This window comes from Dermatophilaceae bacterium Sec6.4, assembly GCA_039636865.1.
Classification (GTDB): domain Bacteria; phylum Actinomycetota; class Actinomycetes; order Actinomycetales; family Dermatophilaceae; genus Allobranchiibius.
This window is the reverse complement of record CP144172.1, coordinates 1,035,123-1,061,761: the sequence shown is the minus strand read 5'-3', so window position 1 is coordinate 1,061,761 and position 26,639 is coordinate 1,035,123. Positions and strand designations below refer to the sequence as shown.

25 protein-coding genes are annotated in these 26,639 nt (G+C 66.5%); 8 read left to right on the top strand and 17 right to left on the bottom strand.

The window, feature by feature from the left end:
• Positions 1-37: 37 nt before the first annotated feature.
• From pepN to ndhC, 12 genes are all read right to left on the bottom strand, one after another.
• Positions 38-2,548, bottom strand: coding sequence for an aminopeptidase N (gene pepN / locus V3G39_05220; protein XAS77444.1), 2,511 nt, complete (start codon positions 2,546-2,548; stop codon positions 38-40).
• A gap of 109 nt (positions 2,549-2,657) precedes the next feature.
• Positions 2,658-3,536, bottom strand: coding sequence for a zinc metalloprotease HtpX (htpX, locus tag V3G39_05215; protein XAS77443.1), 879 nt, complete (start codon positions 3,534-3,536; stop codon positions 2,658-2,660).
• Positions 3,537-3,612: 76 nt separating this feature from the next.
• Entirely contained in the window at positions 3,613-5,109 is a 1,497-nt protein-coding gene (locus V3G39_05210; GenBank protein XAS77442.1) for a proton-conducting transporter membrane subunit, read from the bottom strand.
• Positions 5,106-6,659 (bottom strand): NADH-quinone oxidoreductase subunit M, encoded by a 1,554-nt coding sequence (locus tag V3G39_05205; protein ID XAS77441.1) that lies wholly within the window; start codon positions 6,657-6,659, stop codon positions 5,106-5,108. Before V3G39_05205 ends, V3G39_05210 begins: the two co-directional genes overlap by 4 nt.
• Complete coding sequence (locus V3G39_05200) at positions 6,653-8,680, bottom strand: NADH-quinone oxidoreductase subunit L (protein ID XAS77440.1); 2,028 nt, start codon at positions 8,678-8,680, stop codon at positions 6,653-6,655. Before V3G39_05200 ends, V3G39_05205 begins: the two co-directional genes overlap by 7 nt.
• On the bottom strand, positions 8,677-8,985 hold the full coding sequence (gene nuoK, locus V3G39_05195; GenBank protein XAS77439.1) for an NADH-quinone oxidoreductase subunit NuoK: 309 nt from the start codon (positions 8,983-8,985) through the stop codon (positions 8,677-8,679). The genes V3G39_05200 and nuoK overlap by 4 nt, the downstream gene beginning before the upstream one ends.
• 152 nt (positions 8,986-9,137) lie before the next feature.
• The gene (locus V3G39_05190; GenBank protein XAS77438.1) at positions 9,138-9,674 is read right to left on the bottom strand and encodes an NADH-quinone oxidoreductase subunit J; all 537 of its coding nucleotides are present in this window, start codon (positions 9,672-9,674) and stop codon (positions 9,138-9,140) included.
• On the bottom strand, positions 9,671-10,240 hold the full coding sequence (locus V3G39_05185) for an NADH-quinone oxidoreductase subunit I (GenBank protein ID XAS77437.1): 570 nt from the start codon (positions 10,238-10,240) through the stop codon (positions 9,671-9,673). The genes V3G39_05190 and V3G39_05185 overlap by 4 nt, the downstream gene beginning before the upstream one ends.
• The gene (locus tag V3G39_05180; protein XAS77436.1) at positions 10,237-11,196 is read right to left on the bottom strand and encodes a complex I subunit 1 family protein; all 960 of its coding nucleotides are present in this window, start codon (positions 11,194-11,196) and stop codon (positions 10,237-10,239) included. The genes V3G39_05185 and V3G39_05180 overlap by 4 nt, the downstream gene beginning before the upstream one ends.
• 10 nt (positions 11,197-11,206) lie before the next feature.
• Complete coding sequence (locus V3G39_05175; protein XAS77435.1) at positions 11,207-11,767, bottom strand: NADH-quinone oxidoreductase subunit C; 561 nt, start codon at positions 11,765-11,767, stop codon at positions 11,207-11,209.
• Positions 11,764-12,366 (bottom strand): NADH-quinone oxidoreductase subunit B family protein, encoded by a 603-nt coding sequence (locus tag V3G39_05170; protein XAS77434.1) that lies wholly within the window; start codon positions 12,364-12,366, stop codon positions 11,764-11,766. The genes V3G39_05175 and V3G39_05170 overlap by 4 nt, the downstream gene beginning before the upstream one ends.
• 16 nt (positions 12,367-12,382) lie before the next feature.
• Positions 12,383-12,763: an NADH-quinone oxidoreductase subunit A gene (gene ndhC / locus V3G39_05165; protein XAS77433.1), complete on the bottom strand. Its 381-nt coding sequence runs from the start codon at positions 12,761-12,763 to the stop codon at positions 12,383-12,385.
• A gap of 165 nt (positions 12,764-12,928) precedes the next feature.
• Here ndhC and V3G39_05160 point away from each other — a divergent pair, with 165 nt between their 5' ends.
• From V3G39_05160 to ald, 3 genes are all read left to right on the top strand, one after another.
• Positions 12,929-13,558: a hypothetical protein gene (locus V3G39_05160; protein XAS77432.1), complete on the top strand. Its 630-nt coding sequence runs from the start codon at positions 12,929-12,931 to the stop codon at positions 13,556-13,558.
• Positions 13,559-13,669: 111 nt separating this feature from the next.
• Entirely contained in the window at positions 13,670-14,755 is a 1,086-nt protein-coding gene (locus V3G39_05155; GenBank protein ID XAS77431.1) for a DUF2332 domain-containing protein, read from the top strand.
• 156 nt (positions 14,756-14,911) lie between these two features.
• A complete protein-coding gene (gene ald, locus V3G39_05150) occupies positions 14,912-16,027 on the top strand; it encodes an alanine dehydrogenase (GenBank protein XAS77430.1) in 1,116 nt (371 codons plus the stop codon).
• 125 nt (positions 16,028-16,152) lie between these two features.
• On the opposite strand, the gene V3G39_05145 is transcribed toward ald, so the two are convergent.
• Positions 16,153-16,902: a hypothetical protein gene (locus V3G39_05145; protein XAS77429.1), complete on the bottom strand. Its 750-nt coding sequence runs from the start codon at positions 16,900-16,902 to the stop codon at positions 16,153-16,155.
• Between the two features lie 151 nt (positions 16,903-17,053).
• Between V3G39_05145 and V3G39_05140 the strand changes: the two genes are divergently transcribed.
• From V3G39_05140 to V3G39_05120, 5 genes are all read left to right on the top strand, one after another.
• Entirely contained in the window at positions 17,054-18,916 is a 1,863-nt protein-coding gene (locus V3G39_05140) for a 2-oxoacid:acceptor oxidoreductase subunit alpha (protein ID XAS77428.1), read from the top strand.
• 52 nt (positions 18,917-18,968) lie between these two features.
• A complete protein-coding gene (locus V3G39_05135; protein ID XAS77427.1) occupies positions 18,969-20,066 on the top strand; it encodes a 2-oxoacid:ferredoxin oxidoreductase subunit beta in 1,098 nt (365 codons plus the stop codon).
• Positions 20,067-20,152: 86 nt separating this feature from the next.
• Positions 20,153-20,644 (top strand): DUF3995 domain-containing protein, encoded by a 492-nt coding sequence (locus V3G39_05130; GenBank protein ID XAS77426.1) that lies wholly within the window; start codon positions 20,153-20,155, stop codon positions 20,642-20,644.
• 221 nt (positions 20,645-20,865) lie between these two features.
• A complete protein-coding gene (rarD, locus tag V3G39_05125) occupies positions 20,866-21,813 on the top strand; it encodes an EamA family transporter RarD (GenBank protein XAS77425.1) in 948 nt (315 codons plus the stop codon).
• A gap of 13 nt (positions 21,814-21,826) precedes the next feature.
• A complete protein-coding gene (locus tag V3G39_05120) occupies positions 21,827-22,519 on the top strand; it encodes a histone deacetylase (protein XAS77424.1) in 693 nt (230 codons plus the stop codon).
• Here the strand turns inward: V3G39_05120 and V3G39_05115 are convergent.
• The 4 genes from V3G39_05115 to V3G39_05100 all read right to left on the bottom strand — a co-directional run bounded on the left by V3G39_05115 (position 22,480) and on the right by V3G39_05100 (position 26,612).
• Positions 22,480-22,629 (bottom strand): hypothetical protein, encoded by a 150-nt coding sequence (locus V3G39_05115; protein XAS77423.1) that lies wholly within the window; start codon positions 22,627-22,629, stop codon positions 22,480-22,482. The genes V3G39_05120 and V3G39_05115 overlap by 40 nt on opposite strands.
• Before the next feature lie 157 nt (positions 22,630-22,786).
• On the bottom strand, positions 22,787-25,012 hold the full coding sequence (katG, locus tag V3G39_05110) for a catalase/peroxidase HPI (protein ID XAS77422.1): 2,226 nt from the start codon (positions 25,010-25,012) through the stop codon (positions 22,787-22,789).
• Positions 25,013-25,042: 30 nt separating this feature from the next.
• Positions 25,043-25,474 carry a Fur family transcriptional regulator gene (locus V3G39_05105; protein ID XAS77421.1) on the bottom strand — a complete coding sequence of 144 codons (432 nt, stop codon included), beginning with the start codon at positions 25,472-25,474 and terminating at the stop codon, positions 25,043-25,045.
• A gap of 163 nt (positions 25,475-25,637) precedes the next feature.
• The gene (locus V3G39_05100; GenBank protein ID XAS78181.1) at positions 25,638-26,612 is read right to left on the bottom strand and encodes a polyprenyl synthetase family protein; all 975 of its coding nucleotides are present in this window, start codon (positions 26,610-26,612) and stop codon (positions 25,638-25,640) included.
• Positions 26,613-26,639: the final 27 nt, after the last annotated feature.

Below are 26,639 nucleotides of genomic sequence, written 5' to 3'. Positions count from 1 at the left end.
CGATTTGGACATGCCGAACGGGGCATCTGTGCCCCGTTCAGCATGTCCAAATCTCGGGAAAGTACTTCTGCCGCGAGGTGATCCGTTCCTGCAACGCAGCCGTCTGATCGATCAGCGCACGCCGGATACCTGCGGACAGACCTGGCGACCCGATCGCCCGCTGGGCGGCCTGCAGAGTTGCCGGTTCGACCACGCCGTGCGGGAATCCAGCGCGGGTGAGCTGCTCTGCGGGCATCCCGCCGAAGTGATCGGCGAGAGAACCGACCTGCTCGAAATACCGCGCCACGTAGGGCCGGACCAGGTCGATCTGGGAGGGTCGGAATACCGAGCCGAGCAGCGCAGCAGCCTCGTAGTTGGAAAGGTCGCCCCCGCCGAAGACCAGATCGAGGGCCCATTCCTTGGCAGCGATCGTCGGGATCGAGGCCTTGGCCGCGAGCCCGTCCAATGCTGCCGACATCGAGCGGTCGCTGCCGAGCTGAGCATCGATCTGCTCGGCGGTCATCGCCCCCAGGCCGGCCAGACGCCGCACCGCTGACCACGGGAAGTCGGGGTCGCCCTCGAACACTCTGGGCAGCTGTCGCCCGGCCGCCCAGTCAGCCAACAATTCCTGGTCCGACGTGGTGTGCACCACCATCGTTGCGGCCGCGATACCTGCCGGCAGCGGTACATCGTCGCCATCCAGCATCGACAATCCGACTTCGGCGAATACTGCTGCAGCCGAGGCTGATTCAGCACTCGGCAGGTAACCACCGAGAAGTGCGGAACGAGCCTGACCACCGACGTAGGCGAGCAGCGTGAAGCTGGTCTCCACGGGCCAGAAGTCGAGCACGGTGTCACGCACCAACCGAGGATCGACCGATCCCGTCAGCATTCCGTTCAGCAGCGCCGACCAGGCCGCCGCACGGGTGCGAGCGTCGGGCAGGGTACGCAGACCGGTCCGCAGCCCCTGCAGAGTTCGGGGGTCCAGCACCACCTGAGCCCAGGTCTCATCGGACGCGTTCGGCAACAGAATCTGCGGCACCCGCTCGCCGGTGAGGTCGGCGAGCTCAGTCATCGATGCATCTGCTTCGACCTGAGCGCGCCAGATCTGGGCACCATCGGTGTACCCCGCAACGTCCACCACGTGCGTGCGGTCGGCCGGGTGGTCCGCGGGTGGGGTACGCCGCAGCTGCGCACCGGTGATCAGGTCACCGTCTGCGACGACCTGCACGGCCAGCTCGTCCGCACCGGACCGACGAAGCCACTCCTGGCTCCACTGTGAGAGGTCGCGCCCACTCGAGCGCTCCATGGCCGCCAGGAAATCAGCCAGCGTCGCGTTACCGAATGCGTGTCGGGTCAGATAGTCGCGGACCCCCGCGATGAAGGCGTCGTCGCCGACGTACAGCACCAGCTGCCCCAGCGCCGAAGCGCCCTTGGCGTAGGAGATGCCGTCGAAATTCGTCAGCGCCGACAGCGCGTCGGGAGCCGGCGAGCCGGCGACGGGGTGGGTCGAGGGAGCGCGGTCGGCGGCATAGCCCCAGCTTTTGCGCGCGGCACTGAAGGCGACCCGAGACTCGTCGTAGATCGTTGCGGCGTCGACGGTGCGACCGGCCATGTATTCGGCGAACGACTCGTTCAGCCACAGGTCGTCCCACCAGGCCAGCGTGACCAGGTCGCCGAACCACATGTGCGCCATCTCGTGGGCGATCGTGTTGGCGCGCGACTGCAGCGCCTGGGGAGCCAGGGTGCCGCGCATGATCATCTCGTCGCGGAAGGTGACGCAGCCGGGATTTTCCATCGCGCCGGCATTGAACTCGGGTACGAAGAACTGGTGGTAGTCACCCCATGGATACCGCACCCTGAAAAGCTGGTGGTAGTAGTCGAAGGACGCCTTGGTGACCGCGAAGATATCGGGCGCCTGCTCGCGCAACTCGTTGGCGAGCGCCGCTCGCACATGCACCGCGAGCGCGATGCCGTCGTGCTCGTCGGTCACGGTCGCGTAGGGGCCGCCGCAGACGGTGAAGAAGTAGGTCGCGATCGGCTGCGTCGTGCCCAGCGTCCACTGCCCCGGCGCCGTCTGCGTCGCGTCGCCGTTGCCGGCCACGACCCAGTCCTGCGGGGCCCGGACACGCACGTCGTACGGCGCCTTCAGGTCCGGCTGATCGAAGCACGCGTAGACCCGCGGAGCGGCGTCCATGAACGACATGCCGTAGATGTAGGCGTTGCCGTCTTCCGGGTCGACTGCACGGTGCAGCCCCTCGCCGTCGCGGCTGTACTTCATCGTCGCCACGACACGGACCTCGTTATCGGCGCGTAGATCGGTAAGCGTGACTCGCTCATCATCGACACTGGCGGGGTCGATGGCGTTGCCGTTCAGCGTGATCGACTCGACATGCTTGGCCTTAAGGTCCAGAAAGGTGGACTCCCCCGGCCGCCGCGCAATGAACCGGACCGTGGTGGTCGACCCGAACTCGGTCGCGCCCTGGTCCAGATCCAGGTCCACGTCATACGACGTGACCTCGATCAGTGCTGCGCGGGCTTCGGCCTCGGTACGTTGCAGGATCGCCATACCGACACCATTCCACGCCCAGTCTGCGTAGTCGCCCCACGGGTGCCGTAGTTGTGTGAACGGGTGCGCTCTCTTGGGCGCACCCGTTCACACAACTTTCGCCCCGCGACTATCTGCCGGTCGGGCCGTAGGCCATCTCCTGCAGCCGCTTGACGCGCTCTGCCGTCGGTGGATGAGTCGACATCGCGCGCGACACGTCCTGCTTACGGAACGGGTTGGCGATCATCATGTGACTGGCGTTGACGACCTTGGGTTCCGGCGCGAGTGGGGAGCGAGCGATGCCTGCCTCCAGCTTCTGCAGCGCCGAGGCGAGCGCTAACGGGTCACCGGTCAGCCGCGAGCCGTCCTCGTCGGCGTCGAACTCGCGGGTGCGGCTGATCGCCAACTGGATCATGGTGGCCGCGATCGGAGCCAGCAGTGCCATCGCGAGCATGACGAGCGGATTCGGGCGGTCATCGTCGTTGCCGCCGCCTCCCCCGAAGGCGCCGAACCACATCATCATCTGCGCGACCGACGTGATGATCCCGGCCAGTGCGGCGGCGATGGAGGACGTCAGAATGTCGCGGTTGTAGACGTGCATCAGTTCGTGGCCGAGTACTCCCCGCAGCTCACGCTCGTCCAGCAACGACAGAATGCCCTCGGTGCAGCACACTGCCGCGTGGCTGGGGTTGCGACCGGTGGCGAACGCGTTCGGTGCCTGGGTGGGCGAGATGTAGAGAGCGGGCATCGGCTTGCCCGCGGCCGTCGAGAGCTCACCCACGATCCGGTACATCGCCGGTGCCTGAGCCTCGCTCACCGGGTAGGCCTGCATGGCTTTGATCGCCATCTTGTCGCTGTTCCAGTAGCCGTAGAACGTGGTGCCGACCCCGATCAGCGCGAAGATCCAGATGTACTTCCCACCGGATACGAGTGCGCCGACGCCGAGTAGGACGACCCAGATACTGCTGAACAGCAGCGTGGTCTTCAGACCGTTGTGGTGCTTGTGCATATCCGCGAAACGACCGACGCCCAGCGCTTTGTTCCACGACCGGCCGTCGCCAGTGCTGGTGACCCGACACAGCTGCTCAGTTGAACAATGCAAATGCCGCCTGGGGCAGGACGCTGCAGACCACCAGAGCGACCGTGCTCACGACCACGACGCCGATGTGCGCCGGATGTACCGGATCCATGTCCGGCGCACCCGCGAGCTCGTGGTCGTGTTCGCCGGGCATGCCCGGTTCTGCCGCATCCGCTTGCCTGACCGGAGCCAGCATGATCGCTATCCACCGCAGATAGACCGCCACGCCCAGCATGGCGTTCAGGGCCGCGAGCACCGCGAGCACCCATAGGCGATCCCCGATGATCGACTGCAACGCAACCACTTTCGCGGCGAGGCCGGCAATGGCGGGCGGCAGGCCCGCGAACGTCAGGAGCGCGAGGGCCAGCGCTCCGCCCAGGAACGGACGCCGTCGCAGCAGACCGGCGTACGACGTGATCCGGGTGACGTGTTGGCGACCCTGCGCATGCGCGATAGCTGTCACTACCGCGAAGGCAACGAGCGAGGCCAGCACGTAGATCGCGAGGTACTGGGCACTGCGGCGACCCGAGTCGGTGCTCACTGTGGTGAACGGCAGCACGATCCACCCCGACTGCGCGACGGTCGACCAGCCCAGGAACCGCAGGGCATTGCGCTCGCGCAACGCCATGATGTTCCCCACGGTCATCGAGAGCACGGCGAGGACGCCTATCGAGGCGATCGAGGCGCTGCTGAGGTCGGTCACGGTACGTAGGAGCGCCACCAGACCGGCCACCGCGGCCACCTTGGAGGTCGTTGCGAGCAGGGTGCCTACCGGGAGCGAGGCCGCACCGATAGTCGGCGCTGTCCACAGATGGAAGGGCGCCAGCGACAACTTGAAGGCGAGACCGGCGACGATGAAGACGACCGCCAGCACCAGGATGCGCCGCAGGTCCGGCTGGTTGCCGGCAACGAGGGCGGGGCGGACGTCCAGTCGCGCGGTGCCGGTCGCGGCGAACCAGAGCCCGGCACCCATCGCCAGGATCGCGAACGACACCAGCGAGGTCGTCAACAGGTTCAGACCCGCATCGACAGCCGAGTGACGCGCACGCAGCACGACGAGCGCGATCAGCGGGAGCGTCGAGATCTCCAGTGTGATCAGTAGGGATGCCAGGTCGTGCGCTCCTGCCACCCCCACCGCGCCGGCCGTGCTCGTCAGCACCAGAGCAACCTGGATCGGAACCCGCTCGTCGACGACGCGGATCGGGTAGGCCAGCAGGACCACCGTCAACGACGACACCAGCGCCAACAGCTGCAGGCCGGCGCCGAGGTGATCGACCGCGTACCAACAGCTGCCGCCCGTGCACAGGGTGGACCGCGGCCGGTGCGCACTGTCGAGCAGAATCGGCGCCGTCGTCGCAGCACCCCCCAGCAGCAACAGGGCGGCGATCAGCCAGTGCGCCCGACCCAACCGCGGGAAGGCCGCGTCCAGCAGCAGCACCAGGATCGTGCCGAGGGCGGGAATCAGCACGGGAGCAAGGGTGAGGAAATTGAAGTCAGGATTCATCGCTGTCCTCCGGTGAACGCGTACGCCACCAGGCGCAGCGCGTCGCTCGTCTGATCCATCAGCGCGATCGGCCAGACACCGAGTGCGACGACGCCGGCTATCAGCAGCGCCATGGCGACCCATTCCACGGAGTGCGCATCGCGCGCCGCGGCGGCCTCGCTCGACGGATCCTCCATTCCGGAGTGACCCGTCCCCCCGTCGGCCCCTGTCGAGTCATCAGCAGCCGTCGGCGATCCGCCCGCCCAGACGATGCGTAGGACGCGTAACGCGTACGCCGTCGCGAGCACAGCGCCAAGTGCCGCAAGCGATGCCAGCACCCGGAACAGCACCTGGGGACGGTCGGAGGACGGCCCCCAGGCTGCGAGCAGCGTCAGAATCTCACCCCAGAAGCCGGCCAGCCCCGGTAGCGCGAGTGACCCGGCGAAACCGACGATCAACGCGAACCCGAGCCGCGGACTCACGTCCCGCAGAGAGCGCCGCGCAGTGTCGAGGTCGTCGTTGCCCCACCGGCTCTTCAGGCCCCCGACGACGAGGAAGAGCAATGCCGAGATCACGCCGTGCGCGACGTTGGCGTAGAGCGCGGCCTGAATACCGAGGGTCGTGCCGGTCATCAATGCGAGGACGACAAAACCCATATGCGCGATCGAGGACCACGCGACCAGACGCTTGAGGCTGCGCTCGACCAGACAGACCAGGCCGCCGATCAGGATGCCGAGCACCGCGAACACCGCGACGTACGGCGCAATGGTGTGCAGCCCGAGCGGGAGCGGCACCACGACGAGCCGCACCACTGCATACGTGCCCATCTTGAGCAACACTGCAGCCAACAGCACGGACCCACCGGTCGGCGCAGCGGTGTGTGCTGCGGGCAGCCAGGAATGCAGCGGCCAGATCGGGATCTTCATCCCGATCCCGACCATCAGCAACGTCGCCACGACGATCTGAGTGCTGCCCGACAGATTAGCGCGGGCAATCCCGGCGAAATCAGACGTGCCCGCCGAGATGACGAGCACCAGGATGCCGAGCAGCATCAAGGTGGACCCGAGCACCGAATACAGCAGGAACATCAGCGCAGCCCGCTCGCGCTCGCCGGGCTGCCGGGTGTCCCCGAAGCGGGCGATCAGCAGCCACATCGGGATCAGCACGGACTCGAATGCGAGGAAGAACGCAATCGCGTCCTGCACGAGGAATGTCGCGATCGCTCCGCCGATGACCATCAGCAAGGCCCCGAGGTAGGTGGGCCCGTGATCCTTCCACCCTGCGTGCAGCACGACCAGGACCCCGATCGCGGCAGTGAGCAGCAGCAACGGCACGCTGAAACCGTCGGCGCTCAGATGCAGGCGCATCCCGATGGCCGGCACCCACGGACGGTCCAACGTAGGTCTCTGCGTCGCGATGAGCAGCACCGCAGCCAGCGCGGCAATGGCCAGCGCAAGCGCGATGCCCCAGGTGACCGGGCGCGATATCCGGGGCGCAGCGCGACCGGCGAGGAGCAAGGCGATCCCGCCCAGCAGAGGCAGCAGTGGCGCGAGGAGCAAAGCGGCTACCACAGTGAAATTCCCACCAGACCGACGAGCAGGACGCCGAGCGCAATAGCGATCAGCCCGGCGGTGGGCGTGTCGTTCTGCAGCCGCGCACCACCGCTGGCCAGGCGTTGCAGGCCACTCGCGCTGGACCGTACGCCGCGGTCCAGGGCGTGCTCACTGTCGGCCACCAGCCGGGCCAGTGCCAACACCGAGCCACCGATTGCGACGTAGACCGAGTCGACACCGAAGCCGCGGTCGGCGGACAGCCGCAGGCGCTTGCTCAGCCGACCGGCGGCGTCGCCGTACGGCATCCCGAGCGACTGCACCCGCACGACGATCGCAACAGCGGTCATCAGCAGCAGCGTGGCCGCAACCAACGCCCAGGTCGGGTGCTGCACGTCGACATCCAACAGCGGTGTCAGGACAACAAGGCCGCCGATCACCGCCAGGAGTGCCAACACCTGCAGGCCGAACCGCGCGGCGGAATCGGGCGCCGGCGGACCCGCCGGCTCCTCGACCTCAACGACCGGCGCTGGGGACGGTTCGGGGTCGATCTCGTTGCCCTTGCGGTCCACCTGGACACCGGTCGTGAACATCTCGACGATGCCGACCTGCTGCACGTCCAGCGAATCGTCCACCACATCCAGCGCAGCATGCCGCTCCACGATCGAGCGGTGATCGATGACCAGCCAGGCGCGCATGCAGTAGGCAGTGGTGAGTACGACGGACAGGACGAGCGCGGCGAAGGCTATCCCGGCTACGCCATCGCCGTTGACAGCTCGGGTGGCCGCCTCATCGATGATCAGGTCCTTGCTGATGAAACCCGCCATCGGCGGCACCCCCGCGAGCGACAGCAACCCGATGGCCACGAGAGTCCGGGTGGCAGGGTGCAACCGCGTCGAGCCCGACATCCGCGCGACGACCGTGCCCCCGACCAGCACCGAGAGCCAACCGAACATCAAAAACAGCAGCGCCTTGAACATCGCGTGCGACACCAGGTGGTCCAGCGCGAGATCCGGACCGCCACCCATCGGCATCACCGACAATCCGAGCAGCATCAGACCGACCTGCGACACCGTGGACCAGGCCAGCAGTCGTTTGAGATCGGTCTGGCAGTAGGCGAGGAAGCCCGCGAGCACGGTGGACAGACCAGCGCTGATGACGAGCGCGAAGCGGGCCGAGCGAGAAACCTCCAGCAGCGGCAGCAACCGCGCGAGAACGACCGTTCCCGCGGCCACCATGGTGGCCGCGTGGATCAACGCCGACGCAGGCGTGGGGCCCTCCATCGCGTCGGGCAGCCAGTCCTGGAAGGGCACCTGCGCCGACTTGCCCGCGACACCGACGATGACCGCGATCATCCCTGCGGACAGGAAGGTGGACGGTTGCGCTGTCCAGAAAGCCACGATGGCGGTGATCGACGTGCTGTGCGCACCGGTTGCGAGCAACACCAACCCGATCGCGAACGGCGCATCGGCCAGCCGGGTGACCAGGAACGCCTTGTAGGCCGCGCGCCGGGCCTTCTCGCGTTCGCTGTCGTGCCCGATCAGCAGATAGGAGCACCAGCCCATCAACTCCCACCCGAGGATCGTCAGCAGGATGTCGTCGGACAGCACCACGACCTGCATCGCCGCGGTGAACAGGCTGACCGTGGCTGCGAAGCCGGCGTAGCGGGGGTCCTCGCGCAGATACCAGCGGGTGAAGAGCTGCACAACGAGCGCGACGATCGCGACCGTCACGCTGAGCAACGCCGAGAAGCGGTCCACCCGCAGGTGCAGCGGGACCCGCAGTACCGGCTCCAACGGCAGCGACCCGATCGTGCCGGGCAACGCGACGCCCGTACCGCGCAGGTGGGCGATCAGCACCACGAGTGCAGCCAGCAGCCCGATGAGCGACCCCAGCAGGGCCAACCAGAAGGCCGGCACCCGCGCCTTGCGGGTCAGGACCACGCTCAGCGCAGCGACGATCGCCGGTACCAGGACGATGAGTACGGCGGGTTGGACCGGCCAGTCGGCCAGTGTCGTCAACCCGCTCAGGGTGTCGATCACAGGTCGTCCTCCCCTGCCACCGTGACGTCGATATTCGCCCGGGAGCGGTAGACGGCCAGGATCACCGCGAGAGCGACCGCCATCTCGGCGGCGGCAATGGCAATCAGGAAGATCGTCAGCACGTGCCCCGCGCGGGCCGTGTCACGCACCGTCGATCCGAAAGTCACGAACAGCAGGCCGGCGGCAGCGAGCATCAACTCCACTCCGACCAGGACCAGAATCGCGTTACGTCGGGCCAGGACCCCGAACAGGCCGGTACCGAACAGAATCGCGACCAGCAGCAGCGGCGGCCACAAATGAATCACGAGTCGCACCCCACGAAGTTCTGCGCTGCGCTCCGATACTTCGCGAGGACCCCGAAATGCCTCACGAGTCGCACCCCACGAAGTTCTGCGCTGCGCTCCGATGCTTCGCGAGGACCCCGAAATGCCTCACGAGTCACACCCCATGGCATAACTCACGAGTCTTCCTCAGCGGCGTCATCGGCTGAGCGCGCCGGCACGAGCCTGCGGCTCATTGCCAAGGCGGACACCACGGCGATGAGCAGCAGCAGCGACAGCAGCTCGAACGGCCATACCCAGATGGTGAACAGGTTCTTGGCCAACCCGTACGTCGATCCGCCGTTCACCTTGACCGTGCCGCCCCGCACGCCCGTGATCAGTACCGCGCCGAGCAGCACGGCGGCTGATCCGGCGACGACGAGTGCCATGGCGCGCTGCAACAGCGGAGTGTCATGGTCGTGACTGCGGCCGATCGGGGCCCGGGTCAGCATCAGCGCGAAGATCACCAGCACGATGATCGCGCCGATATAGACCAACAGTTGCACCAACGCCACGAGCTCGGCACCCAGCACCAGATAGCACCCGGCGAGGGTTACCAGGGCGACGGTCAACCAGAGCGCGGAGTGCATCAGGTGCCGTGTCGTCACCGCGAGCACCCCACTGGCAGCGCACAGGACCCCGAGGATGGAGAAGAAGATGTCGTACGTCGTCACGGTGCCGGATCTTCGGCATCGGAGGAAGCGGGCCCGGAGGAAGCGGACCCGACGGAGGGCTCAACGGAGGGCTCAACGATGGGCGCACCGGGGTCGATGGGCGGCGGCGCGGGGACGGTGTGCATCCACTGCCCGAGCCGGTCCTTCTCATGAAGCAGGTCGCGAATGTCGGTCTCGGCATATTCGAACTCCGGGCTCCAGAAGAGCGCGTCGAACGGACAGACCTCGATACAGATCCCGCAGTACATGCACAGACTGAAATCGATCGCGAACCGGTCGAGCACGTTCTCCTTGCGGTCCCGCCCGCCCTCGGTGCTCGCCGGAACCGTCTCCTTGTGGGAGTCGATGTAGATGCACCAGTCGGGGCACTCGCGGGCGCACAACATGCACGAGGTGCAGTTGGACTCCTCCAACGCGATGACACCGCGCGAGCGGGGTGGTAGTTGCGGCTGGACGTGCGGGTATTCCTGGGTATGCGCGTGTTTCGTCATCGCACGGGCTGTCGTGCCCATGCCCTTCAGCAGCCCGGGCACGAACCCCTTCGGCTTCTTCTGTGGATCGGTCATGTCACGAACACCACCCCAACTGCGGTCAGCACGAGTTGCGCGAGAGCCAGTGGCACCAGACCGAGCCAGGCAACGCGTTGTAACTGATCTTCACGCAGCCGGGGCCAGGACATCCGCATCCACAAGATGATCGCCGCGAAGAAGAAGCCCTTGAGCAACGTCCAGAGCCAACCGATCTGCGCGTCGAACGGTCCGGTCCAACCGCCCAGGTACAGCACGGCGAGTACCAGCGACATGACGACGATGCCGGCGTACTCCGCCAGCAGGAAGAGGGCGAACCGTAGTCCGGTGTATTCCGTCCACGCCCCCATCACCACTTCGGAGTCGGCGACCGGCATATCGAACGGCGGTCGCTGCAGCTCGGCGGTCGCGGCCACCAGGAAGACCAGTGCGCCGGGCAGCTGCCAGAGCAACCACCAGGGCGTCCAGGCATGCGCGATCGAGAGCAACGAGAACGACCCGGCCGCCATCGCGAACGACGCCGAGGCCAGGATCAGTGGCACCTCGTACGACACCAGCTGAGCGGCCGCCCGCAGCCCGCCGATGAGCGCGTACTTGTTGCCACTGGACCAGCCCGCCATCAACGTACCCACGGTGCCGACGGCGCTCACCGCGAGCACCCAGAGCAGACTTCCTGCGATACCGGCGCCCACCAGGTTCGGCCCGAACGGGATGACGGCGAGCACCAGCAGGTAGGAAACGATCCCGAGCGCCGGCGCAAGTTTGAAAACCGTCTTGTCGGCGGCGAGGGGGACGATGTCCTCCTTCTGGGTGAACTTCACCCCGTCGGCGACCAGCTGCGCCCAGCCATGGAAACCACCGGCGTACATCGGCCCGAGGCGCCCCTGCATGTGCGCCATCATCTTGTGCTCGGTCTGCCCGATGAGCAGCGGCAGCACCAGGAATGCCACCAGCACGCACAGCGAACGAAGCACGACCTCCCCGAGCGTATTCATCGCGGGCCCTTCATCTCGGGCCCCAGGTGGGATCGGGTATGCCGGGCGGCTGCATCCGTCGACGCGGCGCGCGGGCCGGTCTGGCGTCCTTGCCGTCCTTGACATCCGTAGTCGCGCCGGTGGGCGGGTCAGCAGGATCCTTCGCTCCGGGCCACGGTTTGCTGACCCGGGCGGTGAGCACGAAGGACTTACGCAGCGGGGTGCCCTCGAATCCGTCCGGCAACAACAAGGGGCGCAGGCCGAGGCCGGTGCCGTCCTCGAAGTCGTCGAAGCCGATCCCGAACATTTCGTGGGTCTCGCGCTCGTGCCAGGCCGCACCTCGCCACAGACCGGTGCAGCTGGGCATGTTCTGCCCGTCGGGCACCCGCGTGCAGATCAGCGTCTCGCGCAAATCGCCCGGCGTGATGTCGTAGAGGTGGACGACGATGTCGAACCCCGGGTCTTCGGCGCGGTCGGTCTCATCGACTGCGGTCAGGAAGTCGAACATCGCGAAGCCGCCGTTGCGGGCATCGCGCAACGTCTCGATCCACAGCTCCGGGGCGCAATGGACAACGGGTACGGCCTCGCTCATACGTCGTCGCCCACGGTGTCAGCCTTCGGTGGCGCGACCAGCGGACGGCTGACCTGAGCAGCAATGGCACGGCGACCGGCGTACGGACCGAGTTTCTCCCGCAGACCCTTCGTGGTGGGTCGTTCGTCCGCAATTCTGGCCTGCAGCGTGAGGATGCCCTGCAGCAACGCCTCGGGGCGGGGCGGACACCCCGGCACGTAGACATCGACGGGGATCAACTGATCGACGCCCTTGGTGACGCAGTACGAATCCCAGTAGGGCCCGCCGGAGTTGGAGCAGGCGCCGAAGGAGATGACGTATTTCGGCTCGGGCATCTGGTCGTACAAACGGCGGATGGCGGGCGCCATCTTGTCCGTGACGGTGCCGGAGACGACCATCAGGTCGGCCTGGCGGGGGCCGGGTGCGAAGGGGATCACCCCGAGCCGGATGAAGTCGTGGCGGGCCATCGACGCAGCGATGAATTCGATGGCGCAGCAGGCCAACCCGAAGTTGAATACCCACAGGGAGTAGCGGCGACCCCAGTTGAGCACCAGGCGCATCGGTTTGGGCGCGACGGCCTGCGCAGGCCCGACCCGGGGCATGGGGAGATCGGTAGTCATCGCAGCGTGCTCCCCTTCAGTTGTCGGTGGTCCAGCGCAGCAACCCGCGCCGGGCAGCATGTACGAGGCCGACCAGGATGACGGCGATGAAGATGCCCATCTCGACCAGGCTCGCACGGTTGATGGAGGTGTCGTGCAGGACGAGGGCCCACGGGAAGAGGAAGGCCGAATCGACCGCGAAAACCAGGTAGAGGAAGGCAAAACTCATGAAGCGCACGTGCGTCTGAGCCCACCCGCCGGCGACGGGGTCCACCCCCGACTCGTACGTCGATTCCTTGGCGTGACCGGGCGCTTGCGGCGCGAGGAGGCTGCGGGCGAACATTGCTGCCACGAACAGCAGCACCCCGCCGGCGCTCACCCCGGCGAGGACGAGGTATCCACTCATCCCTGAACTCACGCCACGCAGCCTAACGAGAGCATCGGGTCAAACCCCGGACCGTCCGCGGCCGCGTCATCTCCGGTCTCCCCCAAACCGTGGCAGAGATCCCAGGGTCGCCGTGCATAGTGCGACTATCAACCGCCGATTCCGTGGTGGCCGACGACGACGGGAACCACTATGCACATGCCCGCACCCCCGGATCAGATCGCGGCCGCCGTCGATCAGGTCCGACAGCGCGCCATCAAGCGGTACGCCATCCAGCTGGGCGCGGTGATCCCGGTGCTCGGGATCGTCGCCGGGATCCTCGTCAGCACCCAGGATGGCAACAACTCCAAGAAGGGATCAGCGCAGCACCATCCGTCGGTGATCGCGCTGGTCATCGTCGTTCTCGTGACGATTGCCGCGATCGCGTTCTACTACGTTGCGACGCAGTGGGTTCTGAAACACCGCATCGGGACCCGGGTGCCGCTCATCTGGGGATTCTCCCGCGGTGATCGTCGCTCGATCATCCGCACCGTGCGCGCGGGTAAGCCCAGCGACGACCTGTTGACGCGCTATACCGGGGCCGACCTGGCGGGCAAGATCGTCAAGCAGCGCACCCAGGCCGTCGTCGTGTTCGCGATTATCTGCACGGGCCTGATCATCTGGACGATCGTGGGGTGGCGCGACAGCTATTCGCAGGCGGAGCGTCCGTTGTTCCTGCTGGTCCTCATGGTGGTGGCGTTCCTACGGAATCGTCAGACCCTGAACGGTGCCGTCAAATACCTGAACACTGCGAACACGCCCGTCGGGCTGCAGCAGCCCGGACGATGAGGTAGCTCGTCATCCTCTGACCTCGCAGCGCGCCCGGATGGGGACTCCGGACTTCGGGAGGGTTGCACAACCCGGGTGCACGATCTGCTCGCCGCAGGGCACGATGTGGAAATGACCGATCTACGCGCGATCCAGACTCGTTTGGCGCAGTGGTCGCGCGAATACTGCGACCTTCCGCTCTACGCGGCAATCTGCGCGGGTTCCTCTGCAGACGACGATGTGGCAGCACTGTTGCGCACTGCTCGACCCGGTCAGGCGCGGCCGGTGCTGCTGCTTGCTGCACTGCACGACCTCGTGCTGGATCACCCCGACCTGCCGATCGCCCGGTGGTATCGCAGCGTCCACCCCGAGGGTGCCCTGCCCTCCGGTGACCCATGGCCGGACGCGCGCGCTGCCTTGCTGGAACACGCCGACCGGATGCGCGAAGTCATCGCGACCCACTCCACGCAGACCAATGAGGTCAACCGCTGCGTCTACCTCGCGGCCCTGCTGCAGCGCGCCTGCGCCGACATCCCTGACCAGAACGTCGGGTTGGTCGAGATCGGCGCGAGCGCGGGACTGCTGCTCGGAATCGACAAATATCACACGACGCTGGTGGGATCCGGCGGTGGACACACCTCGTACGGTCCGGCCGCGTCCGCCGTGCAGTGCGTCGGCGATGACCGAAGCGCGGCACCCTTCGCCGCGATCACGCTCCCGCCCATCCTCGACAGGCGCGGGCTCGATCTCGCGCCGGTGGATCTGCGCGACACCGCCGCCGTGCGGTGGCTCGCGGCCTGCCTGTGGCCCGAGGTGCCTGGCCGGTACGAACGCTTCACAGCGGCAGTGGATCTGATGCGCGTGCATCCCCCGGTCGTGGACAGCGGTGACATGATCGATGACCTGCCCGACACCCTGGGCCGCGTGAGGGGCGAACATCTGGTGCTGTTCAGCTCATGGGCGCTGACCTACACCGACTCTGCCCGTCGCCCGCTGATCGTCGATCACCTCGCTGAGGTGGCTCGAGACGGTCGAGCCGTCAGCTGGATCAGCGCGGAGCCACCCCGCTGCGTCCCAGGAATCCCACTGCCCGACCGGCTCCGGGATGCACCCGGCGGGACGATCCTGGGCGCTCACCAGTGGCGGGACGGTGTCGAGCTACCGCCGCAGTGCTGGGGCACCGCGCATCCGCACGGCCAGTGGATCGCCTTCGACTGAGACATTGCGCTCGGTGCCCTACTCATCCGGGTCAGCCGCCGGACCCTGGTGGGGCGAAGAAAGATGCCCAAAAGGGTAGCGGTGCACAGCCTTCCTGTTCGATGCTCGAGGGGGTGCCCGCCACCGGGTTCCTCGCCATCCAGCAGAGGACCTCCCATGCATATCGGCGTGCCGCGCGAAGTAAAGAACAACGAGTACCGGGTGGCGATCACCCCGATAGGCGTCCACGAGCTGGTCGCTGCCGGGCATGAGGTCGCGATCGAGAAGGGCGCAGGCGTCGGGTCGGCGATCAACGATGCGGACTACGTCGCCGCGGGCGCCCAGATGCTCGATTCCGCCGATGACGTGTGGAATGGCGCCGAGATGGTGCTGAAGGTCAAAGAACCGGTCGAGCAGGAGTACGGCCGGTTGCGCGAGGGTCTGGTGCTCTTCACCTATCTGCACCTTGCTGCCGACCGGGCTCTGACCGACGAGTTGTTGCGGCAAAAGGTCACCGGCATCGCCTACGAGACGGTGCAGGCGTCCTCAGGCTCGCTGCCCCTGCTGTACCCGATGTCCGAGGTAGCGGGATGTCTCGCGCCGCAGGTCGGCGCGCACTGTCTGCTGAAGGCGCAGGGTGGGCGCGGGGTGCTGATGGGCGGTGTCGGCGGGGTCGCCAACGCCAAGGTGGTGGTGATCGGCGCCGGGGTGTCCGGGCAGAACGCTGCCAACATCGCGCTCGGTATGGGTGCCGACGTCACGATGCTGGACACCGACCTGGACAAGCTGCGGATGTCGTTCTGGCGCTACGGCAACCGGGTGCACGGTCTGGCGTCCTCGGCACTGGCGATCCGGCAGCAGTGCATCGAGGCCGACCTGGTGATCGGCGCGGTGCTGATCCCCGGCGCCAGAGCCCCGCAACTGGTGACCAACGAACTGGTGTCGCAGATGAAGCCCGGCTCGGTCCTGGTCGATATTGCCGTGGACCAGGGCGGCTGTTTTGAGGACACCCATCCGACCACGCACGCGGACCCGACGTACGCCGTGCACAACTCGACGTTCTACTGCGTGGCCAACATGCCGGGAGCCGTGCCGAACACCTCGACGTACGCGCTCACCAATTCGACGCTGCCCTACACGGTCGCGCTGGCGAACAAGGGCTGGGCGCAGGCCTGCCGCGATGACCATTCACTCGCGCTCGGGCTCAATACACACGCCGGTTCGCTGACCAACGCGCCCGTTGCAGAGGCGCATTCGATGGACGCCACGTCCCTGCAGGACGCACTCGGCTGATCCCCGCCTCCCCCTTCCCGCGTTGTGGTCGCCGGCGACGCAAACGTGGGTCCGATCGGGGCCTGCAGCTGACTTTTGGTCGCCAGCGACGCAAACGCCGGGACGACGCACCGCCATCCCGCTCTTCAGGGCGCCGGCGCTTCGTCGCGGGTCGGCGCGCCCGCGACGAGGTCGGCGAACCACGAGATGGGTCGGGCCCACTGGTTGTTCAACGGGCTCACACGGGTACTGGCGCGAATCTGCTTGGCCGACCCGGGCTCGTATCGGCGGTACCACGGTGAACCCGGTCGGGCCAGGCGTGCTGCCCCGACATACGCGGCGGGCGGAAAGATGACTGCCAGGACAACGAGGCGGTATTTCCCTTTTGCGGCACACACCAGGCAGCAGACGAACGTCGCCAGCAGGATCACAATCGCGGAGTACCGCACCGGCGCCTGGGCGTCATTGAGCTCCTCCAGAGACGTGGGAGTGAAACCGAGCAGCACCAGCGAGATCACCATGCCCGCGAGCGCGACCGCCTGCACCGAGGCGCGGCCCTGATGCGACCAGTAGACGTCTTTGAGATGCAGGATCAACGCGAACTCATCCAGCACCAGTGAAGCCCCAGCACCGATGGCAAACCCAGCGATGTTCATCGACGTCGGCTCGAAGGCTGCCAGCGAGGTCAACGATCCGAGGAGCAGCAGCACCAGCCCGGGGACAGCATGGTGGACGTGCACTCCCGAGGCGCTCACGTTGTTACGGAAAGGGCCGCGCCCGCTGCGGATCAGTCGAGTCACCAGCCGGGTCAGCAAAAAGGTCAGGATGAACGCGATGAGGCACACCGCCAGCGGCTCCTTGCCGGCGTCGACAATGCGCTGCTGCCACCACCCCATCCACGCAGCGTATGCCGGTCGGCTGGGCGCGGGCCCAGCTCAGCCGCGGCTCAGCTCAGACCGTGTCCAGCGGGTGGGCCGGTTCGGGATGAAATTCGGCTGCCTTTAGGTTGGAAAAGGTAGCCCTCACCTCCACGGAGCGATGTCACTGATGACCAGCAAATCCCAACAGTCCCTCGATCGTGTCGTTATCCGTTTCGCCGGTGATTCCGGCGACGGTATGCAACTGACTGGCGACCGTTTCACCGCAGAGACGGCCAGCCTCGGAAACGACCTCTCCACCCTGCCGAACTTTCCGGCCGAGATCCGCGCACCGCAAGGCACCCTGCCGGGCGTGTCCTCCTTCCAGCTGCACTTTGCCGATCACGAGGTGCTCACCCCGGGTGATGCACCCGATGTACTGGTCGCGATGAACCCGGCAGCGCTGCGCGCCAACCTCGGCGACCTGCCGCGCGGTGGGGTGCTGATCGCCGACGCTGACGAATTCACCAAGCGCAATCTGGGCAAGGTCGGATACGACACCAACCCGCTCGAGGACGACAGTCTGCAGTCGTGGGCGTTGCATGCCGTGCCGCTCACCTCGATCACCGTCGCTGCCCTCGCCGGCTTCGATCTGACCCGCAAGGAGAAGGAACGCGCGAAGAACATGTTCGCGCTCGGCTTGCTGTCGTGGATGTATTCCCGCCCGACCGCCGGCACCGAGGGCTTCCTGAAGCGCAAGTTCGCAGCGAAGCCGGAGATCCTGGCTGCCAACCTTGCCGCGTTGGCCGCCGGGCACGCGTACGGCGAGACCACCGAGTCGTTCGCGGTGTCCTACACCGTCGCGCCGGCCACCAAGGCTGCCGGCACGTATCGCAATCTAACCGGAAACGCCGCCATCGCGTACGGATTTGTCGCCGCCTCCTACCAGGCCAAGCGCCCGCTGGTGCTCGGCAGTTACCCCATCACGCCCGCCTCGGACATCCTGCACACCCTGTCGGGAATGAAGCGGTTCGGCGTCACAACCATCCAGGCAGAGGACGAGATCGCCGGTGTCGGCGCGGCGCTGGGTGCCGCGTTCGGCGGTGCGATCGGGCTGACGACGACGTCCGGGCCCGGGCTCGCACTCAAGGCCGAGACGATCGGTCTCGCAGTGTCGCTGGAATTGCCGCTGATCATCGTCGACGTGCAGCGCGGCGGACCGTCCACCGGGTTGCCCACCAAGACCGAGCAGTCCGATCTGCTGCAGGCGATGTACGGCCGCAACGGTGAGTCGCCGGTCGCAGTCATCGCTCCGTGCACCCCCGTCGACTGCTTCGACGCCGCGTTGGAAGCGGTGCGGATCGCCACGACCTACCGCACCCCCGTCATCGTGCTGTCCGATGGTGCGCTCGCGAATGGGTCGGAACCATGGCGGTTGCCGCGGGCAGCCGACCTGCCCGACCTGCAGGTCGAGTCGGCCACCGAACCCAACTCCGTCGATGCCAAGGGCAACCCGACCTTCGCTCCATACCTGCGTGACCCGGACACGCTCGCCCGGCCCTGGGCTGTCCCGGGCACGGCGGGTCTGGAGCACCGGATCGGCGGTATCGAGAAGGCCGACGTCACCGGCAACATCAGCTACGACCCGGATAACCACGACCACATGGTGCGCACCCGCCAGGCCAAGATCGACGGCATCGACGTGCCGGACCTGCAGGTCGACGACCCGTCCGGGAAGGCGCGAGTGCTGATCCTCGGCTGGGGATCGACCTACGGACCGATCGCTGCAGCTGCGCGGTTGTGCCGCGCGGATGGTGCCGATGTCGCGCGCGCACACCTACGCAACCTGGCGCCGTTCCCGGCGAACCTGGGTGAGGTGCTGCGGTCCTACGAACGGGTGATCCTTCCGGAGATGAACCTCGGGCAGCTCGCGTTGCTGCTGCGCGGCAAATACCTCGTCGATGTACGCAGCCACACCGCCGTTCGGGGGCTGCCTTTCACCTCAACCGAACTCGCCACCGTCATCACCACCCACCTGGAGGAGCTGCGATGAAAGCACCCCACCAAGTTCTGCACTCCGCTCCGATACTTCACGAGGACCCCGCATGAGCATTGACCTCGGCATGCCGCAGATCGGCGTCCAGCACGGCACGGCAGGCGTGCCACGTCTGACTGACGGCGAGACACAGACCAAGAAGGACTTCAGCTCCGACCAGGAGGTGCGCTGGTGCCCTGGGTGCGGTGACTACGCGATCCTCGCAGCGATGCAGGGTTTTCTGCCCGAGTTGGGCTTGAAGCGCGAGAACGTCGTCTTCATCTCCGGTATCGGCTGCGCAGCACGTTTCCCCTACTACCTCGACACGTTCGGTATGCACTCGATCCACGGGCGGGCTCCGGCCATCGCGACCGGACTGGCGACCTCGCGCGCGGATCTGTCGGTGTGGGTCGTGACCGGCGACGGCGACGCGCTGTCGATCGGCGGCAACCACCTGATCCACGCGCTACGACGCAATGTGAACATCAAGATCCTGCTCTTCAACAACAAGATCTACGGCCTGACCAAGGGTCAGTACTCCCCCACGTCCAACGTCGGAGCGGTCACGAAGTCTTCGCCACTGGGGTCGGTGGACCAGCCGTTCAACCCGGTCTCGCTGGCGCTGGGCGCTGAGGCGAGCTTTGTCGCCCGCACCATGGATTCGGACCGCAAGCACCTGACCGCCACACTTCGGGCTGCGGCCGAACATCGCGGCAGCGCACTGGTGGAGATTTTTCAGAACTGCCCGATCTTCAACGACGGCGCGTTCCAGATGGTCAAGGACCGCGACGAGGCGACGGCGCGCATCATGCACCTCGTGGACGGCGAGCCGATCAGGGCCGGGGATGGCGAATCGGCTCGTGTCGTCGTGCGCGACCCCGAGGGTCGGCTGCTCGTTGTCCCCGAGGCATCGGCCGATCCCGTTGCGATCGTGCGTCACCGGGTCGGCGACCCCGATCCGAGCCAGGCGTTCGCGTTGAGTCGATTGGATGATCCGTCGTTTGCGCAGGTGCCGATGGGCATCTTCCGCTCGACCAGCCGCCCGACCTACGACGACGGCGTCCGCGCGCAGGTAGCGGCGGCGATCGACACAGCCGGTGGCCCGGCCGATGACCGCTCGCTGGAGCAGATGCTCTACGGCAATGACACCTGGACCGTAGGTCCGTAACCCCACACTCCAGTTTCCTGACACTCGACCGGCGAGTCGGTATCGCGACCGTTCAGGTTCGGCCGGCGAGCGTCTAGCGTGGGCCAATGGGTGGGGTCGGACAGCGTTTACTCAATGCGGCGTGCGTCGTCGCGGTCATCCACGCGCTGCCGAGTTTCTACTGGGCCGCAGGCGGAAGCGCATTCGTGTGGACGGTCGGATCGTGGGCCTCGGATCTGCAGCGTGATCTCCCCGTACTCACCGCGTTCACGCTGGGCGTCGTCGGCATCCTCAAACTGGCCGGTGGCGTTGTCCCACTGTTCAATGCCGCCGGACGGCTGCGTGCACCACGCGTGTGGTGGTGGGCGTGCGTCGCCGGTGGCGTGGTGCTGGTGTTCTGGGGCGGCGCGAACACCGTGCTCGGCGGAGCCTCGCTGCTCGGTGCATTCGGTGCGGTGTCCCCAGCCGATCGGCATGCTCTGGCCGGGCACGTGCTGCTGTGGGATCCGCTCTTCCTCATCTGGGGCGCTCTGCTCCTACTCGGACTACGCGCTCCAGCACGCTCAGTGCGGGCCGGCGATCACCCCGAGGTGTCCTGAGCACTGACCTACATGTGCTCACTGCTGCCACCGACAGATCCACCGACGTTTCGGAAGGATGCGTGGGCACGTCGAGTGCTGTGCGTCCGGTGACGGTAGCGGATACCCACCTCTGGATGTCGCTTGTTGCGGAACCCGCACGGGACGCACGATGTCGAGTCTTTGTGAAGGCAGTTAGGCTTTCGATCGACCCATTGCTGACTGATCGTGAGACCCCCCTGATGGTTGCCGGCGCGAACCGGCCCGCTCGCTCGGAGACGAACGTCGGGACGGCGTACGGGTTCATCGCCTATCTGCTCTGGGGCGCGTTCCCCCTCTACTTCAACGCAATCGAGCCGGCCGGCGCGTGGGAGGTCATCTGCCACCGGGTGCTCTGGACGTTACTGGTCTGCGTGATCGTGCTGTCGGTACGTCGGCGACTCGGCTTCATCCGCGAGGTCTTGAGCCAACCCAAACGGCTGGCCGCCCTCACTCTCGCCGGCCTGCTGGTGGCCGCGAACTGGACGATCTACGTCCAGGCAGTCGTCACCGGGCACGTCACCGAAGCCGCACTCGGGTATTTCCTGAACCCCCTGGTCACAGTGGCGCTGGGCGTCGTCGTCCTGAAGGAACGACTGCGCACGACGCAGTGGGTCGCCGTGGGCATCGGCCTACTGGCCTGCGTCTACCTTGCGATCGACTACGGCAAACCGCCGTGGATCGCGCTCAGCCTGGCCGTCAGTTTTGCCGGGTACGGCTTGATGAAGAAGCGCATCGGCGGGAGCATGACCGCGCTGGAGAGCCTGTCGTTCGAGACGGCAGTGCTTGCACCGATCGCCGCCGTCGTGCTGGTGATACTGACCGTTCGCGGTGACACCACGTTCTCCGGCTACGGCGCAGGTCACTCGCTGCTGCTGGCCGGATCGGGGATCGTCACGGCGATTCCGCTGCTGCTCTTCGCAGCGGCCGCGCGTCGGGTGCCACTGGTGACGATCGGGCTGCTGCAGTTCCTGACCCCGATCCTGCAGTTGATCTGCGGGGTGGCGCTGCTCGGCGAAACGATGACGGCTGCTCGATGGGTCGGCTTCGGCATCGTCTGGGTCTCACTGGTCCTGTTGGCCGCGGATTCCGTGCGTGCCTCGACCCAGGGCCGTCGACTGGCCCGGTCGGCGGCCGGAGCCGCGGTCTGATGGAGCCCGGCTGATGGAGCGGGTCTGGTACGCGGCCTACGGCTCCAACCTGTCCCGTGCTCGTTTCGAGACCTACCTGTCGGGTGGGCGACCTGCCGGCGGGACCCGCATCTATCCCGGCGCCCGCGATCACACCCCGCCCGCCGACCAGCGCGCACTCCTACTGCCAGGTCAGCTGTACTTCGCCTGGGAGTCCGCGACCTGGACCGGCGGCGTTGCCTTCTATGACCCGACGGGGCCCACGGATGGGGTGGCTGCACGCGCATACCTGCTCACCGTGCAGCAGTTCAGCGATGTCGCTGCACAGGAGATGCACCGCCTCCCGGGCACGAAGGGCGCTGACCTCGACGTTCACAGCCTGCTGAGGCACGCACGGAGCGTGACGCTCGGGGACGGGCGTTATGAGACGCTGCACCGGGTGGGCACGATCCAGGACCTACCGGTCGTTACGTTCTCCGCGTCGTGGACTGCGGCGAGCGCACCGCTCAACTCGCCCAGTGCCGCGTACCTGCGGATGATCGCGTCCGGGCTGCAGGATGCACACCTCTGGTCAGCCCAGCAGATCTGCGACTACCTACTCACTGCACCTGGGGTAACGGACAGCTGGGACCGCTCTGACCTCGCCCAGTTGATCACCCGGGGGCAGCTGTCGAGGCGGGCCTGCCTTCAGAGACCGCCGACCACCTGTGGTGGCATCTCGTCGTAGCCGTCCGGGCCCATCTTGCTGGAGCCCTCGAATTTGCCGCAGCGGTCGCACATCCGGAAGGAGCGGCGTTCGTCGGTCTGCAACGGACCCCATTTATGTAGCCGCAACATGCAGAGAATCCGTCCCACCATGCGCCCCTTCGATAGTCAGCTTGCTCAGGGCGAGTGTAGACATCAGGAAGGCTCTGCTGACATGTTTCCACCCGACAAAGACACCGGGCCCGCAGCGCGTGAACGCGGCGGGCCCGGCGAAGATGGTGCGAAGTGCTTACTTCTTGACGTCGAACCGGTCCAGTTCCATGACCTTGGTCCACGCTGCTACGAAGTCGTGCACGAACTGCTCGTGTGCGTCGTCGGATGCGTAGGCCTCGGACACAGCCCGAAGCTCGGCGTTCGAGCTGAAGACCAGGTCGGCCCTGCTACCGCGCCACTTCTGGCCGTCTGCGCCGGTCCCGGCGTAGTTGTCTGAACCCTCGATCGGGGTCCACTTGGTGCCGAGGTCAACGAGGTTCACGAAGAAGTCGTTGGTCAGCACGCCCGGCTTGTCGGTGAGGACACCGTGCGTGGAGTCCTCGGTGTTGGCGCCCAATACGCGCAGTCCACCCACCAGCACCGTCATTTCCGGGGTGCTCAGCGTCAGACGGTGCGCAGTTTCGACCAGCCGGTGCTCGGCGGGCAACGTGTTGTCACGTCGCTCATAGTTCCGGAAGCCGTCAGAGGTCGGCTCCAGGTACTGGAACGACTCGACGTCGGTCATCTCATCCGTTGCGTCGGTACGACCGACAGTGAACGGCACGGTGATGTCGAGGCCGGCAGCCTTGGCGCCATCTTCGACGCCGACTCCACCCGCAAGGACGATGAGGTCAGCCATCGAGACCTGGACCCCGCCATCGTGCGCAGCGTTGAACTGGGTCTGCACATCTTCGAGCGCGCCCAGGGCAACCGCAAGCTGCTCCGGGTCGTTGACATCCCAGTCCTTCTGCGGAGCCAGGCGCACGCGAGCACCATTGGCGCCTCCACGCATGTCACCACCGCGGAATGTCGATGCCGAGGCCCATGCGGTCGAAACCAGCTGGGCAACGGTGAGACCACTGCTGCGGACAGCCTGCTTCAACTCAGCGATCTCAGCGTCGCCGACGGCAGGCGCCTGCGCGGCGGGAACCGGGTCCTGCCAGATCAGAACTTCGGACGGGACGTCCGAGCCGAGGTAACGGTCGATCGGCCCCATGTCGCGGTGCGTCAACTTGAACCACGCACGGGCGAACGCATCAGCGAACTCGTCCAGGTTCTCCTGGAAGTGACGGGAGATCTTCTCGTATGCAGGGTCGACGCGGAACGCGATGTCGGTGGTGAGCATCGTCGGCGGGCGGGACAGGGAACCATCCTCGGGGTCGGGCACGGTGTTGGCGCCGGTGCCGTCCTTGGCCTGCCACTGGTAGGCACCAGCCGGGCTCTTGACGAGCTCCCACTCATAGCCGAAGAGGGTGTCGAAGTAATCGTTGTCCCACGTTGTCGGAGTGTGGGTCCAGGTGACCTCGATACCGCTGCTGATGGTGTCGCGGCCGTGGCCGCTGCCGTAGGTGCTGGTCCAACCGAGGCCGTTGTCCTCCATCGGTGCTGCCTCCGGTGCGTTGCCCACGTTGCCTTCAGGCGTTGCGGCACCGTGAGTCTTTCCGAAGGTGTGGCCACCTGCGATCAGAGCGACAGTCTCGTAGTCGTTCATCGCCATCCGGGCGAAGGTCTCGCGAATGTCGACAGCAGAGGCGGCCGGGTCCGGTTCACCGTTGGGGCCTTCGGGGTTGACGTAGATCAGGCCCATCTGCACTGCGGCGAGTGGGCTCTCCAGGTCGCGATCGCCGGTGTAACGGTTGTCGCCGAGCCAGGTGGTCTCGGGGCCCCAGTAGATGTCGTCATCCGGCTCCCACGCGTCCACCCGTCCACCGCCGAAGCCGAACGGTTTCAGACCCATGGTCTCCAGAGCGACGTTGCCGGTCAGCATGAACAGGTCGCCCCAGGACAAGTTCCGGCCGTACTTCTTCTTGACCGGCCACAGCAACCGGCGACCCTTGTCGAGGTTGACGTTGTCGGGCCAGCTGTTCAACGGCGCAAAGCGCTGCTGAGCCGAACTCGCCCCACCGTTGCCGTCCTGGATCCGGTAGGTGCCGGCGTTGTGCCACGCCATCCGGATCATCAACGGACCGTAGTTGCCGAAGTCGGCGGGCCACCAGTCCTGGGAGTCGGTCAGAACGTGCGCGATGTCGGACTTGACGGATGCGATGTCAAGTTCCCCGAATGCCTTCGCGTAGTCGAAGTCGGCGCCGTAGGGGTTGGTGACCGGCGTGTGCTTGGCCAAGATCCTCAGGTTGAGCCGATTGGGCCACCAGTCCTGGTTGGCATCACCTTCGGTCGGGCGACGCAGGCCGTGCATCACCGGACACTGCTCGGCGTCTTCCTCGTTGAATTCACTCAAGACGGTGGTGTGGTCATCAGTCACAGGAGATCCTTTCGGGTTGTTGCTTCGTACTCAGGTTGTCAGGTCAGTGGGCGTTGCGCAGTCGGCGCAACGACCCCAGTAGATGACTTCGGCTTCGTCGACGACGAAACCCGACTGGTCATCTGCGGTCAGGCATGGCGCGGCTCCGACAGCGCAGTCGACGTCGGACACGACGCCGCAGCGCCGGCACACGAGGTGGTGGTGGTTGTCGCCGATCCGCAGCTCGTACCGAGCAGGCGAGCCCGCGGGCTCGATCCGGCGCACGATGCCGACTGCCGCGAAGGTGTTCAGTGCGTCGAATACGGCTTGGCGGGACACGTCCGGAAGGGCAGCGCGCACGAGGTCATAGACGGTCGCGCTGTCGACGTGCGGTTGCGCTTGTACGACCCCGAGCACGGCGGCGCGTGGCTTCGTCACCCGCAGTCCAGCCTCACGAAGGAGCGGCTCTGCGATGACGGTCACACCCATATGGTGTCGCCTTTTCTGGACTGAGTCAAAATAGCGCCCAGGCCGAGCACGCGGTCCTTCATCCCCGAGTGGCAGCCATAACGTTCGAGTGGCAGACCTGTGACTGCACCACTGGAAACATGCCTATGCCACTCGGCGGGTGGGCCCCCCGCAGCGATCAGGCGGTGCGCGCAGCTACGGACGGTGGGAGGGCGCGCAGAGCACGCACTGCTTCGCCGTCGGGCAACCCGTCCAGGAGGCGTACGGCCTGCATGGCGACTGCCATCGTGTGGTCCTGCGCCTGCTGCATCGCCTTGTGGGCCCGCAGCAATCCCAGCGCTTCAGTGTGTTCACCGGTATCGGTCAACGGCCGCGAGAGAAGGTCCTGCAGGCGGGCATCGGCCGGGTCGGTGGAGCTGCGGACGTACAGGACCGGCAAGGTAGTGACACCTTCCCGCAGATCAGCGCCGGCTTCCTTCCCCGACTCCTCGCGGTCGGAGGCCACGTCCAGCACGTCGTCGGACAGCTGGAAGACCATCCCGAGCAACTCACCGTAACGAGCCAGCAGCTCGATCGTCGGGGCCGGAACTCCAGCGAACATGCCGCCGTAGCGGGCCGCAGTGGAGATCAGCGAGCCGGTCTTCCCCGCGAGCACCTGCAGGTAGTACTCCGTCGGGTCCGCGCCCTCGGGCGCCTGGCGGTCATCCTCGATCTGACCGGCGCACAACCGTACGAACGTGTCGGCCTGGATGCGGACCGCCTCGGATCCGAGACCGGCAACCAGCTGCGATGCCCGCCCGAACAAGAGATCGCCGATGAGGATGGCGGTGGAGTTGTCGTAGGCCAGGTTGGCTGCTCTCACTCCGCGGCGGAGGGTCGCCTCGTCCATCACGTCATCGTGATAGAGCGACGCGAGGTGGGTCAGCTCGACACCCGCCGCTGCGTCAACGACCTGCTCGTTGCGCCCGGTGCCCAACTCGCTGACCAGCAGCGTGAGCAACGGACGGAACCGCTTGCCACCCGCGTCCAGCAGGTGATGCGATGCGCCGCGAATGAACTCGTCGTCGTGGCGGACAACCTCGGCCAGTCGCTGGTCTACCAACTCCAGGCCCTCGCGCAACTTCTCGTCGAGTGCATCACCGATCTCGGGCACGACACTCAATGCAACAGCCCTCGCACG